The sequence below is a fragment of the Streptomyces sp. NPDC045967 genome, assembly GCF_056430495.1.
The window spans coordinates 88,191-102,012 of the sequence record NZ_JBWKLE010000019.1 but is presented as its reverse complement, the minus strand read 5'-3'; the positions used below and the strand labels follow the sequence as shown (position 1 = coordinate 102,012).

Here is a 13,822-nt window from a genome sequence, read left to right as displayed (position 1 = left end):
TCTGACTGTGTGTCAGGAATCATGCGGGCTCGTCGTCCGATACGCCAGGGGGAGCCATGCCGGATCTCGATGCCGCCACCACCGCGCTGCTCACCGTCGAGTGCCAGAACGGCGTCGTGGGCGAGGAGAGCGCCCTGCCCGAGCTCGCGAAGGAGGCCCGGGACTCCGGGATGCTGGGGCGGGTGGCCGCGCTGGCCGACGCCGCTCGCGGGGCCGGCGTCCAGGTGGTGCACGCCGTCGCGGAACGGCGGCCGGACGGGCGCGGCGCCAACACCAACGCCCGGCTGTTCCGCGCCGCCGGGAAACTGCCCGTGCGCCAGATCTCCGGGACCGCGGCGGTACGGCTCGCCGCCCCGCTCACCGTGGCCGAGCAGGACCTCGTGGTCCGCCGTCTGCACGGGCTCTCCCCGATGGCCGGAACCGACCTGGACGCCCTGCTGCGCAATCTGGGCGTACGCACCCTGGTGGTCACCGGGGTCTCCTCCAACATCGCGATCCCGAACACCGTCTTCGACGCGGTGAACCTCGGCTACCGGGTCGTGGTCCCGGCCGACGCCATCGCCGGGGTGCCCGCCACCTGCACGGCCGAGGTGATCCGCAACTCCCTCGCGCTGGTCGCGACCATCACCACCGCCGAAGCCCTCCTCGCGCAGTGGGCTCCCGCGTCCTGACCCCCGTAACCTGGGCGGATGCTGTCCGAAGTGATCGCGACCCGTTACGTCACGCCCCTGCGTGAGGGCGGCTCGCTCCCGGGGATCGTCGAGGCCGACGACCTCGGGACCTACGTCATGAAGTTCACCGGAGCCGGCCAGGGCCGCAAGACCCTGGTCGCCGAGGTCATCTGCGGCCGTCTGGCCCAGCGGCTGGGCCTGCGGGTCCCGCGGCTGGTGCAGATGCAGCTCGATCCCATCATCGGGCTGGGCGAGCCCGACCAGGAGGTGCAGGAGCTGCTCAAGGCCAGCGGCGGGCTGAACCTCGGCATGGACTACCTGCCCGGGTCGATCGGCTTCGACCCGCTCGCCTACCAGGTGGACCCGCTCGAGGCGGGACGCGTGGTCTGGTTCGACGCCCTGATCAACAACGTCGACCGGTCCTGGCGCAACCCCAACATGCTGGTCTGGCACGGGGACCTGTGGCTCATCGACCACGGCGCCACCATGATCTGGCACCACAACTGGCCCACCGCCGGGGCGGCCGCCGCCAAACCGTACAACGCCTCCGACCACGTGCTGGCCCCCGTGGGCCCGGACATCGGGGCGGCCGCGGCGGCCCTCGCGCCGCTGGTGACCGAGCAGCTGCTCACCGAGGTCGCGGCCGACGTGCCCGACGAGTGGCTGGTGGACGAGCCGGGCTTCGACTCCACCGACGCGCTGCGCCGCGCCTACGTGGAGGTGCTGCTGCCGCGCGCGGCCACGATCCACGAGAGGATCTCGATGCAGGCCGAGGTGAGGGCCCCGCAGAAGCCGCCGGGCTGGCTCACCGACCACCTGCCGGAATGGCCCCACAAGACCAAGAAGAAGAGCGACGGCAAGTGACCGAGCGGGACGTGTTCGAGTACGCACTGGTGCGTGTGGTGCCCCGGATGGAACGCGGCGAGTGCTTCAACGCCGGCGTGATCGTCTACTGCCGGGCGCACGGGTACGTCGCCGCGCGCACCCACCTCGACGAGGCGAAGCTCCTCGCGCTGGACCCGCGGGCGGACGTGGCCGGGGTGCGGGCCGCCCTGCGCGGGGTCGAAGGGGTGTGCAGCGGCGGCGAGGCGGCGGGGCAGGCGGCGGGTGACGACGCCGGACGTCGTTTCCGCTGGCTGATCGCGCCGCGGAGCACGGTCGTGCAGCCGGGGCCGGTGCACACCGGTCTGACGGCCGACCCCCGCGCGGAGGTGGAGCGGCTGCTGGACCTGCTGGTGCGCTGACGGCCCCGCCGGGCGGGCGGGCGTTGACACCGGGTGCCAGGGCTCCTAGCGTCTCCTCAGCTGAAGCTACTAAGCGGTTGCTCACCTCTGGGTGGCCGCTTCTCAAGGGCGAGGAGATCCAGCATGTCCACCACCGAGCAGCGCGTCGCGATCGTGACCGGAGCGGCCCGGGGCATCGGCGCCGCCACCGCCGTGCGCCTGGCCGCCGAGGGCCGGGCCGTCGCCGTACTCGACCTCGACGAGGCGGCCTGCAAGGACACCGTGGAGGCGATCACCGCGGCCGGCGGCCGGGCCCTCGCGGTCGGCTGCGACGTCTCCGACGGGGCGCAGGTGGAGGCCGCCGTCGCGCGCGTCGCGAGCGAGCTCGGCGCCCCCACCATCCTGGTCAACAACGCCGGCGTGCTGCGCGACAACCTGCTCTTCAAGATGAGCGAGACCGACTGGGACACGGTCATGAACGTGCACCTGCGCGGCGCCTTCCTGATGTCGAAGGCCTGTCAGAAGTACATGGTGGAGGTTTCCTTCGGCCGCATCGTGAACCTCTCCAGCAGCTCGGCGCTCGGCAACCGCGGCCAGGCCAACTACTCCGCCGCCAAGGCCGGTCTGCAGGGCTTCACCAAGACCCTGGCCATCGAGCTCGGCAAGTTCGGCGTCACCGCCAACGCCGTCGCCCCCGGCTTCATCGTCACCGAGATGACCGCCCAGACGGCCGCCCGTGTCGGCATGGGCTTCGAGGACTTCCAGGCCGCCGCCGCCACCCAGATCCCCGTGCAGCGCGTCGGCCGGCCCGAGGACATCGCCAACGCCATCGCCTTCTTCACCGGCGAGGCCGCCGGCTTCGTCTCCGGCCAGGTCATGTACGTGGCCGGCGGCCCGCTCAGCTGACGAGTCCACGAGAGGCAGGGCGTACGACATGACGTACAGCGGCAACGACAGCGGCAAGGTCGCACTGATCACCGGAGCGAGCCGGGGCATCGGCTACGGCGTCGCCGAGGCGCTGGTCGCCCGCGGCGATCGGCTGTGCATCACCGGGCGCAACGAGGAGGCGCTCAAGGAGGCCGTCGAGCGGCTGGGCGCCGACCGGGTGATCGGCGTGGCGGGCAAGGCGCACGACGAGGCCCACCAGGCCCTCGCCGTCGAGCGCACCATGGAGGCCTTCGGCCGCGTCGACTTCCTGGTCAACAACGCCGGCACCAATCCGGTCTTCGGCCCCATCGCGGATCTGGACCTCGGGGTCGCGCGCAAGGTCTTCGAGACGAACGTGATCTCGGCGCTCGGCTTCGCCCAGCGGACCTGGCACGCCTGGCAGAAGGAGAACGGCGGGGCGATCGTGAACATCGCCTCGATCGCCGGGCTCTCCGCCTCGCCGTTCATCGGCGCCTACGGGATGAGCAAGGCCGCCATGGTCAACCTCACCCTCCAGCTCGCCCACGAGATGGCGCCGGGGGTCCGGGTCAACGCGATCGCCCCCGCGGTGGTCAAGACCAAGTTCGCCCAGGCGCTCTACGAGGGCCGGGAGCAGGAGGCCGCGGCCGCCTACCCGCTCGGCCGGCTCGGGGTGCCGGAGGACATCGGCGGCGCGACCGCATTCCTCACATCTGCACAAGCGGAATGGATCACTGGACAAACTCTGGTCGTTGACGGAGGTATGTTCCTCAATGCCGGAGTCCACTGACCGATAATCGGACGCATTGCCTTCCGAAAGGGAGGTAAATGCATACCTAATGTGCACGGAACCGGTCAAGTGCCCCACGAAACCTGCCCATTGGATTCGTGGGGCACTGCGGTAGGGTCTGCCGCACCCCTGGCTGATCGAGGAGCGTGCACGTGTTCAACCGGACCAGATGCCTGCAGATCACTGCGGCCCTTGCGTCCATATCCCTGCTCGCCGGTTGCGGCCTGCTTTCGGACGACAGTGCCGCCGACACGAAGCCGATCGTCGTCGGCACCACGAGCGCGCCCAGCACCCTCGACCCCGCAGCGGCATGGGACGGCTCCTGGGAGCTGTACCGGAACGTCTACCAGACCCTGCTGGCCTTCCCCACGGGCTCCACCAAGCCCCAGCCGGACGCGGCCCAGAACTGCGAGTTCACGGACGCGCAGAACGAGTCCTACCGGTGCACCCTGCGCAAGAACCTCAAGTTCTCCAACGGTGAGCCGCTCGACGCCAAGGCCGTCAAGCACTCCCTGGACCGGATCCGCACCATCGGCTCCAAGGTCGGCCCCAAGGACCTCTTCGGCTCCCTCGACAAGATCGAGACCCCGGACGCGCTGACCGTCGTCTTCCACCTGAAGACCCCCGACGCCACCTTCCCCTTCGTCCTCGGCTCCCCCGCGGCCTCGCTGGTCGCCCCCAAGGAGTACCCGGCCGACAAGGTGCGCGAGGACGGCAAGGTCACCGGGTCCGGCCCGTACGTGCTCGACTCCTACAAGGAGGGCAGCGAGGCCGTCCTCGGCCGCAACGGGAGCTACTCGGGCTTCGCCAACCGCCGCAACAGCGCCGTGACCATCCGCTACTACACGGATTCGGCGAAGATGGTCTCCTCCCTCAAGTCCAAGGAGATCGACGCGATCTACCGCGGCCTCGCGGCTTCGGAGATCACGGCGCTGCAGGGCCCCGAGGGGAGCGCACAGGGCGTCCAGGTCGTCGGGAACGTCGGCGCCGAGATCCGCTACCTGGTCTTCAACCCCAAGGACTCGGCGGTCGCCAAGCTCCCGGTCCGCCAGGCCATCGCCCAGGTCATCGACCGCGGGACGCTCGTCTCCAAGGTCTACCAGGGCACCGCCGAGCCGCTGTACTCGATGGTCCCCAAGGGCGTCGTCGGCCACAAGACGCCGTTCTACGACAAGTACGGGCACGCGGACGTCGAAGAGGCCAGGAAGATCCTCAAGGCCGGCGGGATCAATCAGCCGGTCGAGCTGACCTTCTGGTACACCACCGACCGGTACGGCTCCTCCACCGCCGAGGAGTTCACCGAGATCAAGCGCCAGCTCGACGAGAGCGGCCTCTTCAAGATCACCCTGCGCAGCCAGCCCTGGAAGGCGTTCCAGGAGGGCTACAAGGGCCAGGAGTACCCCGTCTTCGGCCGAGGCTGGTTCCCCGACTTCCCGGACCCGGACAACTTCATCGCGCCGTTCATCGGCCAGGAGAACGCGGTCGGCACCCCGTACGTGCCGAACGAGATCCTGACCGACCTGCTGCCCAAGACCCGCCGCGAGGGCGACCGGTCGGCCGGCGTCCACGAGTTCGAGCGGGCCCAGCAGATCTTCGCCGAGGACGTCCGGCTGCTGCCCCTGTGGCAGGGCAAGCTCTACGTCGCCGCGCGGGACGACATCGCGGGCGCCGAGCGGGCGCTCGACCCGCAGACCGCCATGCAGATGTGGGAGTTCTACCGCAAGACCAGCTGGTAGCGGCGGCGGGACGGGCGGCCGAGGCGTTGTCAGTGGCCCCGGGTAGGTTCTGGAGCAGTCGCACGAACTTGTACCGGAGGTTGTCGCCGTGACCCAGATGCTGCCCGAGTCCTGGCTCCCCGTCCTCGGCGGGGAGCTGGACCAGCCCTACTTCAGGGAACTCACCGAGTTCGTCGAGAAGGAGCGGGCGAACGGGCCGGTCTACCCGCCCCGCGAGGAAGTCTTCGCGGCCCTGGAGGCCACCCCCTTCGAGCAGGTGAAGGTGATGGTCCTCGGCCAGGACCCGTACCACGGCGCCGGCCAGGGCCACGGCCTGTGCTTCTCCGTGCGGCCGGGGGTGAGGATCCCGCCTTCGCTGCGCAACATCTACAAGGAGATGAAGGAGGAGCTCGGCCTGCCCGTCCCGGACAACGGGTACCTGATGCCGTGGGCCCGCCAGGGCGTCCTGCTGCTCAACGCCGTGCTCACCGTCCGGGAGGCCGAGCCCAACTCGCACAAGGGCAAGGGCTGGGAGAAGTTCACCGACGCGGTGATCCGCGCGGTGTCCGACCGGCCCGATCCGGTCGTGTTCGTGCTCTGGGGCGCCTACGCCCAGAAGAAGATCCCGCTCATCGACCAGGAGCGGCACGTGATCGTCAAGGGCGCCCACCCCTCGCCGCTCTCGGCGAAGAAGTTCTTCGGCTCCCGCCCCTTCACCCAGATCAACGAGGCCGTGGCCGCGCAGGGCCATGAGCCGATCGACTGGCGGATCCCGGACCTGGGCTGACGGCACACCGCGCCTCGGCGCCATTGCCGGTGCCTGCGGCTAGCTTCGTGAGGACCGGATCCGAACAGGTCCGGCGGAACGATCCGGAGGCCGCGGTGAGGGAGCAGCAGGAGGCGTCGGAGGACGCCGTCATGACCAGGATCGGCCAGGCGGTCATCCTGCTGCACGCCGGGGACCGCGAGGAGGCCCGCAACCGGCTCGGGGCGATCTGGTCGGAGATCGGCGAGGAGGGCGACCGCCTCCACCGGTGCACGCTCGCCCACTACATGGCCGACGCCCAGGACGACCCCGCCGACGAGCTGGCCTGGGACCTGCGGGCCCTGACCGCCGCCGAGGCGCTGCGGGAGGAGTCGTCGGCGTCGTCGGCGCCCGGTGAGGAGCATCCCGCGATGCGGGTGTTCTACCCGTCCCTGCACCTCAACCTGGCCACCGACTACATGAAGCTCCGACGGCCGGAAGCGGCCCGGGTCCACCTGGCGCGGGCCCGCGCCGCCACCGGTGCGCTGGCCGACGACGGGTACGGCAACGGCGTACGGGCCGCCATCGCCCGGCTGGAGCGGCGGCTGGCCGCGGAGCCGGGCGGCGGGCCCCGGCCGTTCCCCGAACAGTCGCCCTGAGGCCGGTCGAGCTCGGGTCAGCCCCGCTCACTCCCCCTGGACGCCCGCGCAGATGCGGGCCTCGGGGCTGTCCGGCTGCCACCGCCCGTGCCGGCGGCCCATCGCGCACACGTCGGCGGGTCGCACCGGCAGCTCCTTCATCAGCTCCCGCTCCTTGCCGGCTTTCCCGTCCTTGCCGCCCTGTGCGTCCTTCCCGGCATCGGACCGCTGCCGGTGGGGCCGTCCGCCGTCCGCACCGCCCGAGGGCGCCTCGGCGGCCCTGCGCGGCTCGGGGATGTCCGGGACCGGCTGCGGAGCCCGCAGGGCGCCGCCGGAGGCGCCCTGAGCGGCACCCTCCGCGGACCGGCGGGCAGGGGAGGAGGAGGCCGGGGACCGGGCCGGCTGCTCCGGGGCGGCCTGAAGGGCCTCCAGCGCGGGCGCCCGGACCACCACGGGGGCGGCCCCCGGACCGCCGCGCGGTTCGTGGTGCGGGGGCAGCCCGGCCGCAGGCGCCCCCGCCGGCCGGCCGGCCGCGGGGCCGGGGCTCACATGCACGCAACCGGAGACGGCCGAGACGGCACAGGCGACTCCGAGCAGCAGCTTCGTCGTGGTTCGGGTGGGATGCACCCGCGCAACTCTGCTCCGTGACGACCGCGTTGTGAAAACCCGGAGCCCATATTGACCCCGCACGGGTGACGGCTAGTCACCCGTCGCGCCGTCGATCTGCTCGCGCAGCAGGTCCGCGTGGCCGTTGTGCCGGGCGTACTCCTCGATCATGTGGGTGTAGATCCACCGCAGGCTGAACACCTCGCCGCGGTGATGGCTCTCGGCCCGGGACAGCAGGTCCAGCGAACGGCCCGCGGTGGCCTGGCGCGCCAGCTCGACCTCGGTCTGCCACACCCGCTCGGCCTCGGCCCACGTCGCCTCGTCGCCGAAGTGGAAGTCCCCGTCCTCGTCCTCGCCGGTGGAGTACAGCTCCGGCAGGTCCTCGCCGAGCAGGATCTCGCGGAACCAGTACCGCTCCACCTCGGCCATGTGCCGTACGAGGCCCAGCAGGCTCAGCTCGGAGGGCGCGAGCGGCGTACGGCGCAGCTGCTCGTCGGCGAGCCCCTCGCACTTCCAGAGGAGTGTGGCGCGGTGGTAGTCGAGCCAGCCGTCCAGCATGGCGCGCTCATCGGCGGTGGTGGCGGGTTCGTAGCGGTGTGATCCGGTGCTCATGGTCGTCATGACGGCCATCCTCAGCGAACGAGCCCCCCGCCACCAGGGATTAAGCTGCGAGCGTCCCCCACGAACGAACCAGGAGGCTCCCGGTGAAGGTCGGCTGCATCGGACTCGGCGACATCGCCCGCAAGGCGTACCTGCCCGTCCTCACCACCCGCCCGGAAGTCGAGCTGCACCTGCAGACCCGGACCCCGGCCACGCTGGAGCGGGTCGGCGCGATCCACCACGTCCCGGCGGACCGGCTGCACGCGGATCTCGACTCGCTGCTCGCCGAGGGCCTCGACGCGGCGTTCGTCCACGCCCCGACCGTCCACCATCCCGAGATCGTGACGCGGCTGCTGGAAGCGGGCGTGCCGACGTACGTGGACAAGCCGCTGGCCTACGCGTTGGAGGACTCCGCGCGGCTGGTGGAACGCGCGGAGGAGCGCGGGGTCAGCCTCGCCGTCGGCTTCAACCGCCGCTTCGCGCCGGGTTACGCGCAGTGCGCGGACCACCCGCGGGAGTTGATCGTCATGCAGAAGAACCGCGTCGGGCTCCCCGAGGACCCGCGCACGCTGGTGCTGGACGACTTCATCCACGTCGTCGACACCCTGCGCTTCCTGCTGCCGGGCGAAGCCGACCACATCGACGTCCGAGCCGTCGTGCGCGAAGGGCTCATGCACCAGGTGGTGCTCCAGATGTCGGGGAGCGGCTTCACCGCGCTCGGCATCATGAACCGGCTGTCGGGCTCGGCGGAGGAGGTTCTGGAGGTCTCCGGCCAGGACACCAAGCGGCAGGTCGTCAACCTCGCCGAGGTCATCGACCACAAGGGCCAGCCCACCGTGCGGCGGCGCGGGGACTGGACCCCGGTCGCCCGCCAGCGCGGCATCGAGCAGGTCGTGGACGCCTTCCTGGAAGCCGTGGCGACCGGCCGGACGCTCAGCGCGCGCGACGCGCTCCTGACCCACGAACTGTGCGAGCGGGTGGTGCGCTCGGCCCTGGCCCAGGCTTCCTGAGCGAGCGCGGGAGCGCCACGGCGCCGTAGACCGCCAGCGCGGCCAGGGCCGCGGCCACCGGCCAGTCCCCGAACCGGACGTAGGGGGTCGTGCCGCGGGCGAGCGGGACCTCGTAGACGTGCGCGGTGCTCGCCGAGGTGGGCAGCGCGGGGCCGATCCGCTCCCCGGCGGGACCGTGCACCGCGCTGACGCCCGTCAGGGTGGCGTGCACCATCGGGCGGCCCGACTCGGCCGCCCGCAGCGCCGCCAGCGACGCGTGCTGGGCCGGGGCCCAGCCGTCCTGGAAGCTGGAGGTCGCCGACTGGGCCACCAGGAGGGCCGCCCCCCGGCGGACCAGGTGCCGGCTCATGTCGGGGAAGGCCGACTCGAAGCACACCAGCGGTCCGACGCGGACCGCGGCGCCGTGCGGCCGGGCGGGCAGGTCCATCACCATCGGAGCGGCGCCCGGCACGCGGTCCTCGCCGGCCGCCTTGCCGACCGAGGTCGCCCAGCCCAGCAGCGCCCGGGCCGGTACGTACTCGCCGAACGGGACCAGCCGCATCTTGTCGTACCGGTCCCCGATGGGGCCCTGCGGTCCCACGAGCACCGCGCTCTTGCGGATCCCCGGGCTGTCCGCGCCCCGCGCGTCCACGTTGACGAGCAGCGGGGCACCGACCCGAGCCGACAGCGAGGCCAGCCGCCCGGCCAGGTCAGGGCGGGCCGTGAGGTCCCCGCCGACGCTGCTCTCGCCCCACACCACCAGGTCGACCGGCTGCCCGGCCAGGCCCTCGGTGAGCCGCTCGCCGGTGGCGAACCGCTGCTTCGCGCTGTCGGGGCCGTCGGGTACCAGGCCGGGTTGCACGACGGCCACCCGGAGCCGCCCCACCGGCTCGGGCCCCGGTACCCAGAGCCACACCAGCCCCGTCAGCACCGCGCATCCCGTCACCCCGGCGAGCGCCGGGGCCCGGGCCGCCGGGAGCGCGATCAGCAGAGTCAGCGCGCAGTTCACCGCCACCACCAGCAGGCTCACCAGCCACACCCCGCCCACCGAGGCCAGCCGCAGCGCGGGCGGCACCTGCCACTGGCTGGCTCCCAGCAGACCCCAGGGGCCGCCGAGGCCCTGCCAGGACCGGACCAACTCGGACAGCAGCCACCCCGCCGGCACCAGGACCAGCGCGGCCGCCGCCCGGCCCGCCGGCGGGCTCCCGCCCAGCAACGCGCGCACCAGCAGCGCCCAGGGGATCCAGAGCAGCCCGAGCAGTGCGGCCAGCGGCAGCAGGAACACGTGCAGGCTCGGCAGCAGCCAGTGGTGGACGGCGACGATGAACGCCGCCCCGCCGAGCCAGCCCTCCAGCGCGGCCCGCCGCCCGGTGGGAGCCGACCTCAGCAGCAGCATCCAGGGCACGAGGGCCGCGTAGGCGAACCACCACAGCGCGGGCGCGGGAAAGGCGAGGGCGGGCAGCGCCCCGGCGCCCACGGCGGCCGGCGCACGCCACCGCGGGTACACCCCGGATCGGGTCGGGACCATGGCGCGCCTCCGCTTCCAGTGTGGCAGTGCCGGACGACCGCACCCGGCGGGGCTCAGGCGGAGAGGTGCCGCCACTTCTCGTGCACGGTGACGCGGGTCAGCCGCCAGCCGTCCTGCGTGCGCGCCAGCGCGAAGGTGTAGCGGCCCGCGGCGACGAAGTTGGGGGCGGTGGCCGTCCCGTCGGAACCGTCCCCCGCCAGCCGCATCGGATTGAGGAAGTCCGCCCGCACCTCGGCCCGGTCGCCGGGGGAGCCGTCCAGGACCTCCAGCCGTACCAACCGGTTGACGATCAGGTGCTGGCGCACGGGGAAGAGCTCCATGGTCTGCGCGAGCCAGTCGGCGACCTCACCGGCGGCACCTTCGATCCCACCCGAGGAGCGGTAGTCGGCCCGCCCGGACGGGGTGAACAGGGCGCGGTAGGCCGCCCAGTCACCGTCGTCGACGGCCACCGCGTACCCGGAGACCACCTCGTCGATCGCCAGCCGGTCCATGACCGTGGCGAGGTCCACACGCTGCGTCATCGGGCAAGTGTGGGGCTGCCGGGGCGGGACGCCAAGGGGCGTGCGCCGACGGGATCTTGCGGCGGCCCCTCAGTGACCGGAATACACCTCCCGCTGCCGGACCACGACCAGGAACGCGTCGCTGTCCAGGTCCATCACCACCTCGGCCGGTACGCCCTCGCGCATCCGCTGGGCCGCGTACTCCTCGGCCGGCCAGCTTCCCCGCGGACTTCCGGCCGGAAAACGCTCCAGAACCACCCGACGCATGGGACACCCCCTGCTTCTCACCTTCACGCTCTCTCCTGCCACAACGACGCAGAGGCCGCCCGGGAACGTTCCCTGGCGGCCCCCGGTTCATGCGGAGTGGTGAGCGCAGTCCCCCTACTGGCCGGACTCGCCGGCGTGCGGGCTGAGCACGTCGGTGCCCACCAGCACGAACAGCGCGATGCCCAGCAGGATCCGGTAGATCACGAACGGCATGAAACTCTTGGTGGAAATGAACTTCATGAACCATGCGATGACGGCGTAGCCGACGAAGAACGCGATCACCGTCGCGAAGATCGTCGGACCCCAGGAGATGTGGCCCGGGTTCTCCGCCACGTCCTTCAACTCGAACGCGCCCGAAGCCAGTACGGCCGGGATCGCGAGGAGGAAGGAGTAACGGGCCGCCGCCTCACGGGTGAAGCCCAGCAGCAGACCGCCGGAGATCGTCGCGCCGGAGCGGGACACGCCGGGGATCAGCGCCATCGCCTGGCAGAGGCCGAAGATCAGGCCGTCCTTGACGCCCAGTTCGCGGAGCGTCTTGCGCTCCCGGATGGCGCGGTGCCGGCCGCCCTCCTCGTCGCGGGCCGCCAGCCGGTCGGCGATGCCGAGCACGATGCCCATCACGATGAGCGTGGTGGCGATCAGCCGCAGGTCGCGGAACGGGCCCTCGATCTGCTCCTTGAAGGCGAGGCCGAGGACGCCGATCGGAAGGGAGCCGACGATGACCAGCCAGCCCATCTTCGCGTCCTGCTCGGACCGCAGCGCCTTGGTGTACAGCGAGCGGAACCAAGTGGAGATGATCCGCGCGATGTCCTTGCGGAAGTAGATCAGTACGGCGGCTTCGGTGCCGATCTGCGTGATGGCGGTGAAGGCCGCTCCCGGATCGTGCCAGCCGGCGAACGCCGCGGTCAGCCGCAGGTGTGCGCTGGAGGAGATCGGGAGGAACTCCGTAAGCCCCTGGACGAGACCGAGGATTAGGGATTCGAACCAGCTCATGTCGGGGTGCGCTCGTCCTTGTGATCGTCGGGCAGTTCGGGTCCGATGCTAGGGCCCGTGCGGGGCGCCGGTGACCACAGGGGGGTGCTGGGGCGCCGCTGCCCGCGCCGCGGCGGGAATCCGGCCGGCGCCAGGCGGTGCCGCTTGCGCCAGGCGACCACCCCGGCGCCCACCACGGACACCGCGATGAAGCCGAACGAGACGAGGAAGGCGGGCGAACCGGGCGAGGCGGCACTGGCCCCCGCGATCACGTACGCCGTGGTGTTCGGGACGACGCCTAGCGCCGTCGCGGACAGGAACGGCAGCCACCCGCAGCGGGACACCGCCGCGCAGTAGTTGGCCACCACGAACGGCACCCCGGGGAAGAGCCGGACCGCGAGCATCGAGCGGAACCCGTGCCGGCTGAGCTGGCCGTCGGCAGCCCGGAGCCAGCGGCCCCGCAGGTACGGTCGCAGCGCCTCCTGGCCCATCAGCCGGCCCAGGCCGAAGGCGATCCCGGCGCCCAGCACGGTGCCGCCGACCGCCGCGAGCACGCCGGACTGGGTGCCGAAGACGGCTCCCGCGGCCAGGTTGAGCAGGGGACGCGGCACAAAGGCCGCCGCGCACACCCCGTACCCGGCGGCGAACAGCGCCACGGCCGCGCCCACCGGAAGACCGGGCGGCCAGCCCTCCGACAGCACGCGCTGCGGCTCGTACAGCAGCACGCCGACGCCCGCCGCGACCAGGAGCACGACGAGCAGCGACAGCCGGGTCCACGGCGCGAGGAGGAGGGGCACCCCGGGAGACTAACCGAGGACGCGGCAGCGCGCCGTAATCTGGGCCTCATGCGCTCCCCCGACCGGCGACCTCCGCAGGCACCGCACAGCGCCCTCGCCGACACCCTCCTTGAGCGGCTGACCGGGACGTACCCGCAGGCCGGCGACCCGCCGCGGGCCCGGGCGATGGCCGCCTACATGAAGGACGCCGCCCCCTTCCTCGGCATCCCCGCCCCGCTGCGCCGCCGGCTGTCGGGGGCGGTGACCGAGGACACACCCCGTCCGTCGGAAGCCGACTGCGCGGCGCTCGCCCTGCGCTGCTGGGAGATCCCGGAGCGCGAGTACCACTACTTCGCGGTGGACTACCTGCGCCGGTACGTCCCGCGCTGCTCGTCCGGCATCCTGCCGGTGGTCCGGCACCTGCTCACCACCACCGCGTGGTGGGACACGGTCGACCCGCTGGCCGCGCACGCCGTCGGCCCGCTCGTGGCCGCCGACCCCGCGCTCGCGGCGGTGATGGACGAGTGGAGCGGCGACGAGGACCGCTGGCTGGTCCGCGCCGCGCTGCTCCATCAGTTCCGGTACGCGTCGGCCACCGACACCGGCCGCCTCTTCGGCTACTGCCGCGCCCGGGCGGGTCACCCGGACTTCTTCGTCCGCAAGGCCGTCGGCTGGTGCCTGCGGGAGTACGCGAAGACGGACCCCGGGGCGGTGCGGGCGTTCGTCGCGGCCGAACGGCCCTCGCTGTCACCGCTGTCCGCGCGCGAGGCCCTCAAGAACCTGTGAGGGCGGGGGCGTTCGACCGCCCGTACCCGGCGCGGTAATTCGTTCGACGGGCCGGGAGCCGTCCGGCAGGATCAGGGGCATGTCCCGGCACGCCTTCCCCGTCGCTCCGT

The 13,822-nt window shown here is 72.2% G+C and carries 17 protein-coding genes; 10 read left to right on the top strand and 7 right to left on the bottom strand.

Annotation, left to right across the window (positions count from 1 at the left end):
• Window positions 1-56: 56 nt before the first annotated feature.
• The 8 genes from AC07FY_RS27580 (at window position 57) to AC07FY_RS27545 (ending at window position 6,709) form a co-directional block, all read left to right on the top strand.
• The gene (locus AC07FY_RS27580) at window positions 57-671 is read left to right on the top strand and encodes a cysteine hydrolase family protein (RefSeq protein WP_479011275.1); all 615 of its coding nucleotides are present in this window, start codon (window positions 57-59) and stop codon (window positions 669-671) included.
• A gap of 18 nt (window positions 672-689) precedes the next feature.
• Complete coding sequence (locus AC07FY_RS27575; RefSeq protein WP_479011272.1) at window positions 690-1,535, top strand: HipA family kinase; 846 nt, start codon at window positions 690-692, stop codon at window positions 1,533-1,535.
• Window positions 1,532-1,915, top strand: a complete 384-nt coding sequence (locus AC07FY_RS27570; RefSeq protein ID WP_479011269.1) for a DUF3037 domain-containing protein — start codon at window positions 1,532-1,534, stop codon at window positions 1,913-1,915. Before AC07FY_RS27575 ends, AC07FY_RS27570 begins: the two co-directional genes overlap by 4 nt.
• 123 nt (window positions 1,916-2,038) lie before the next feature.
• Window positions 2,039-2,800: a 3-oxoacyl-ACP reductase FabG gene (gene fabG / locus AC07FY_RS27565; protein ID WP_479011266.1), complete on the top strand. Its 762-nt coding sequence runs from the start codon at window positions 2,039-2,041 to the stop codon at window positions 2,798-2,800.
• A 28-nt stretch (window positions 2,801-2,828) separates the two neighbouring features.
• A complete protein-coding gene (locus AC07FY_RS27560) occupies window positions 2,829-3,590 on the top strand; it encodes an SDR family oxidoreductase (protein WP_479011263.1) in 762 nt (253 codons plus the stop codon).
• A gap of 152 nt (window positions 3,591-3,742) precedes the next feature.
• A complete protein-coding gene (locus tag AC07FY_RS27555) occupies window positions 3,743-5,326 on the top strand; it encodes an ABC transporter substrate-binding protein (protein WP_479011260.1) in 1,584 nt (527 codons plus the stop codon).
• A gap of 97 nt (window positions 5,327-5,423) precedes the next feature.
• Window positions 5,424-6,092, top strand: a complete 669-nt coding sequence (locus AC07FY_RS27550; RefSeq protein WP_479011368.1) for a uracil-DNA glycosylase — start codon at window positions 5,424-5,426, stop codon at window positions 6,090-6,092.
• Between the two features lie 95 nt (window positions 6,093-6,187).
• Entirely contained in the window at window positions 6,188-6,709 is a 522-nt protein-coding gene (locus tag AC07FY_RS27545; RefSeq protein ID WP_479011257.1) for a hypothetical protein, read from the top strand.
• A gap of 27 nt (window positions 6,710-6,736) precedes the next feature.
• Here the strand turns inward: AC07FY_RS27545 and AC07FY_RS27540 are convergent, their stop codons facing one another.
• Window positions 6,737-7,315, bottom strand: coding sequence for a hypothetical protein (locus tag AC07FY_RS27540; protein ID WP_479011255.1), 579 nt, complete (start codon window positions 7,313-7,315; stop codon window positions 6,737-6,739).
• 72 nt (window positions 7,316-7,387) lie between these two features.
• Entirely contained in the window at window positions 7,388-7,924 is a 537-nt protein-coding gene (locus AC07FY_RS27535; protein WP_479011252.1) for a DinB family protein, read from the bottom strand.
• A 74-nt stretch (window positions 7,925-7,998) separates the two neighbouring features.
• On the opposite strand from AC07FY_RS27535, the gene AC07FY_RS27530 reads away from it, so the two are divergent.
• Window positions 7,999-8,904, top strand: a complete 906-nt coding sequence (locus AC07FY_RS27530) for a Gfo/Idh/MocA family protein (protein WP_479011249.1) — start codon at window positions 7,999-8,001, stop codon at window positions 8,902-8,904.
• On the opposite strand, the gene lnt is transcribed toward AC07FY_RS27530, so the two are convergent.
• From lnt to AC07FY_RS27505, 5 genes are all read right to left on the bottom strand, one after another.
• Window positions 8,828-10,411: an apolipoprotein N-acyltransferase gene (gene lnt, locus AC07FY_RS27525; RefSeq protein ID WP_479011247.1), complete on the bottom strand. Its 1,584-nt coding sequence runs from the start codon at window positions 10,409-10,411 to the stop codon at window positions 8,828-8,830. The genes AC07FY_RS27530 and lnt overlap by 77 nt on opposite strands.
• A gap of 53 nt (window positions 10,412-10,464) precedes the next feature.
• Window positions 10,465-10,932 carry a nuclear transport factor 2 family protein gene (locus tag AC07FY_RS27520; RefSeq protein ID WP_479011245.1) on the bottom strand — a complete coding sequence of 156 codons (468 nt, stop codon included), beginning with the start codon at window positions 10,930-10,932 and terminating at the stop codon, window positions 10,465-10,467.
• A gap of 69 nt (window positions 10,933-11,001) precedes the next feature.
• The gene (locus AC07FY_RS27515; RefSeq protein ID WP_361766639.1) at window positions 11,002-11,178 is read right to left on the bottom strand and encodes a hypothetical protein; all 177 of its coding nucleotides are present in this window, start codon (window positions 11,176-11,178) and stop codon (window positions 11,002-11,004) included.
• Window positions 11,179-11,292: 114 nt separating this feature from the next.
• The gene (locus AC07FY_RS27510) at window positions 11,293-12,171 is read right to left on the bottom strand and encodes an undecaprenyl-diphosphate phosphatase (protein ID WP_479011241.1); all 879 of its coding nucleotides are present in this window, start codon (window positions 12,169-12,171) and stop codon (window positions 11,293-11,295) included.
• Complete coding sequence (locus tag AC07FY_RS27505) at window positions 12,168-12,947, bottom strand: TVP38/TMEM64 family protein (protein ID WP_479011239.1); 780 nt, start codon at window positions 12,945-12,947, stop codon at window positions 12,168-12,170. Before AC07FY_RS27505 ends, AC07FY_RS27510 begins: the two co-directional genes overlap by 4 nt.
• 48 nt (window positions 12,948-12,995) lie before the next feature.
• Between AC07FY_RS27505 and AC07FY_RS27500 the strand changes: the two genes are divergently transcribed.
• On the top strand, window positions 12,996-13,712 hold the full coding sequence (locus tag AC07FY_RS27500; protein WP_479011236.1) for a DNA alkylation repair protein: 717 nt from the start codon (window positions 12,996-12,998) through the stop codon (window positions 13,710-13,712).
• Window positions 13,713-13,822: the final 110 nt, after the last annotated feature.

Excerpts from the sequence above, each read along its gene's own strand:
- AC07FY_RS27580 (WP_479011275.1), top strand. The coding sequence starts at position 57 with ATGCCGGATCTCGATGCCGCCACCACCGCGCTGCTCACCGTCGAGTGC.
- AC07FY_RS27520 (WP_479011245.1), bottom strand. The coding sequence starts at position 10,932 with ATGACGCAGCGTGTGGACCTCGCCACGGTCATGGACCGGCTGGCGATC.
- AC07FY_RS27535 (WP_479011252.1), bottom strand. The coding sequence starts at position 7,924 with ATGGCCGTCATGACGACCATGAGCACCGGATCACACCGCTACGAACCC.
- AC07FY_RS27510 (WP_479011241.1), bottom strand. The coding sequence starts at position 12,171 with ATGAGCTGGTTCGAATCCCTAATCCTCGGTCTCGTCCAGGGGCTTACG.
- AC07FY_RS27500 (WP_479011236.1), top strand. The coding sequence starts at position 12,996 with ATGCGCTCCCCCGACCGGCGACCTCCGCAGGCACCGCACAGCGCCCTC.
- AC07FY_RS27560 (WP_479011263.1), top strand. The coding sequence starts at position 2,829 with ATGACGTACAGCGGCAACGACAGCGGCAAGGTCGCACTGATCACCGGA.
- AC07FY_RS27575 (WP_479011272.1), top strand. The coding sequence starts at position 690 with ATGCTGTCCGAAGTGATCGCGACCCGTTACGTCACGCCCCTGCGTGAG.
- fabG (WP_479011266.1), top strand. The coding sequence starts at position 2,039 with ATGTCCACCACCGAGCAGCGCGTCGCGATCGTGACCGGAGCGGCCCGG.
- lnt (WP_479011247.1), bottom strand. The coding sequence starts at position 10,411 with ATGGTCCCGACCCGATCCGGGGTGTACCCGCGGTGGCGTGCGCCGGCC.
- AC07FY_RS27515 (WP_361766639.1), bottom strand. The coding sequence starts at position 11,178 with ATGCGTCGGGTGGTTCTGGAGCGTTTTCCGGCCGGAAGTCCGCGGGGA.
- AC07FY_RS27550 (WP_479011368.1), top strand. The coding sequence starts at position 5,424 with ATGCTGCCCGAGTCCTGGCTCCCCGTCCTCGGCGGGGAGCTGGACCAG.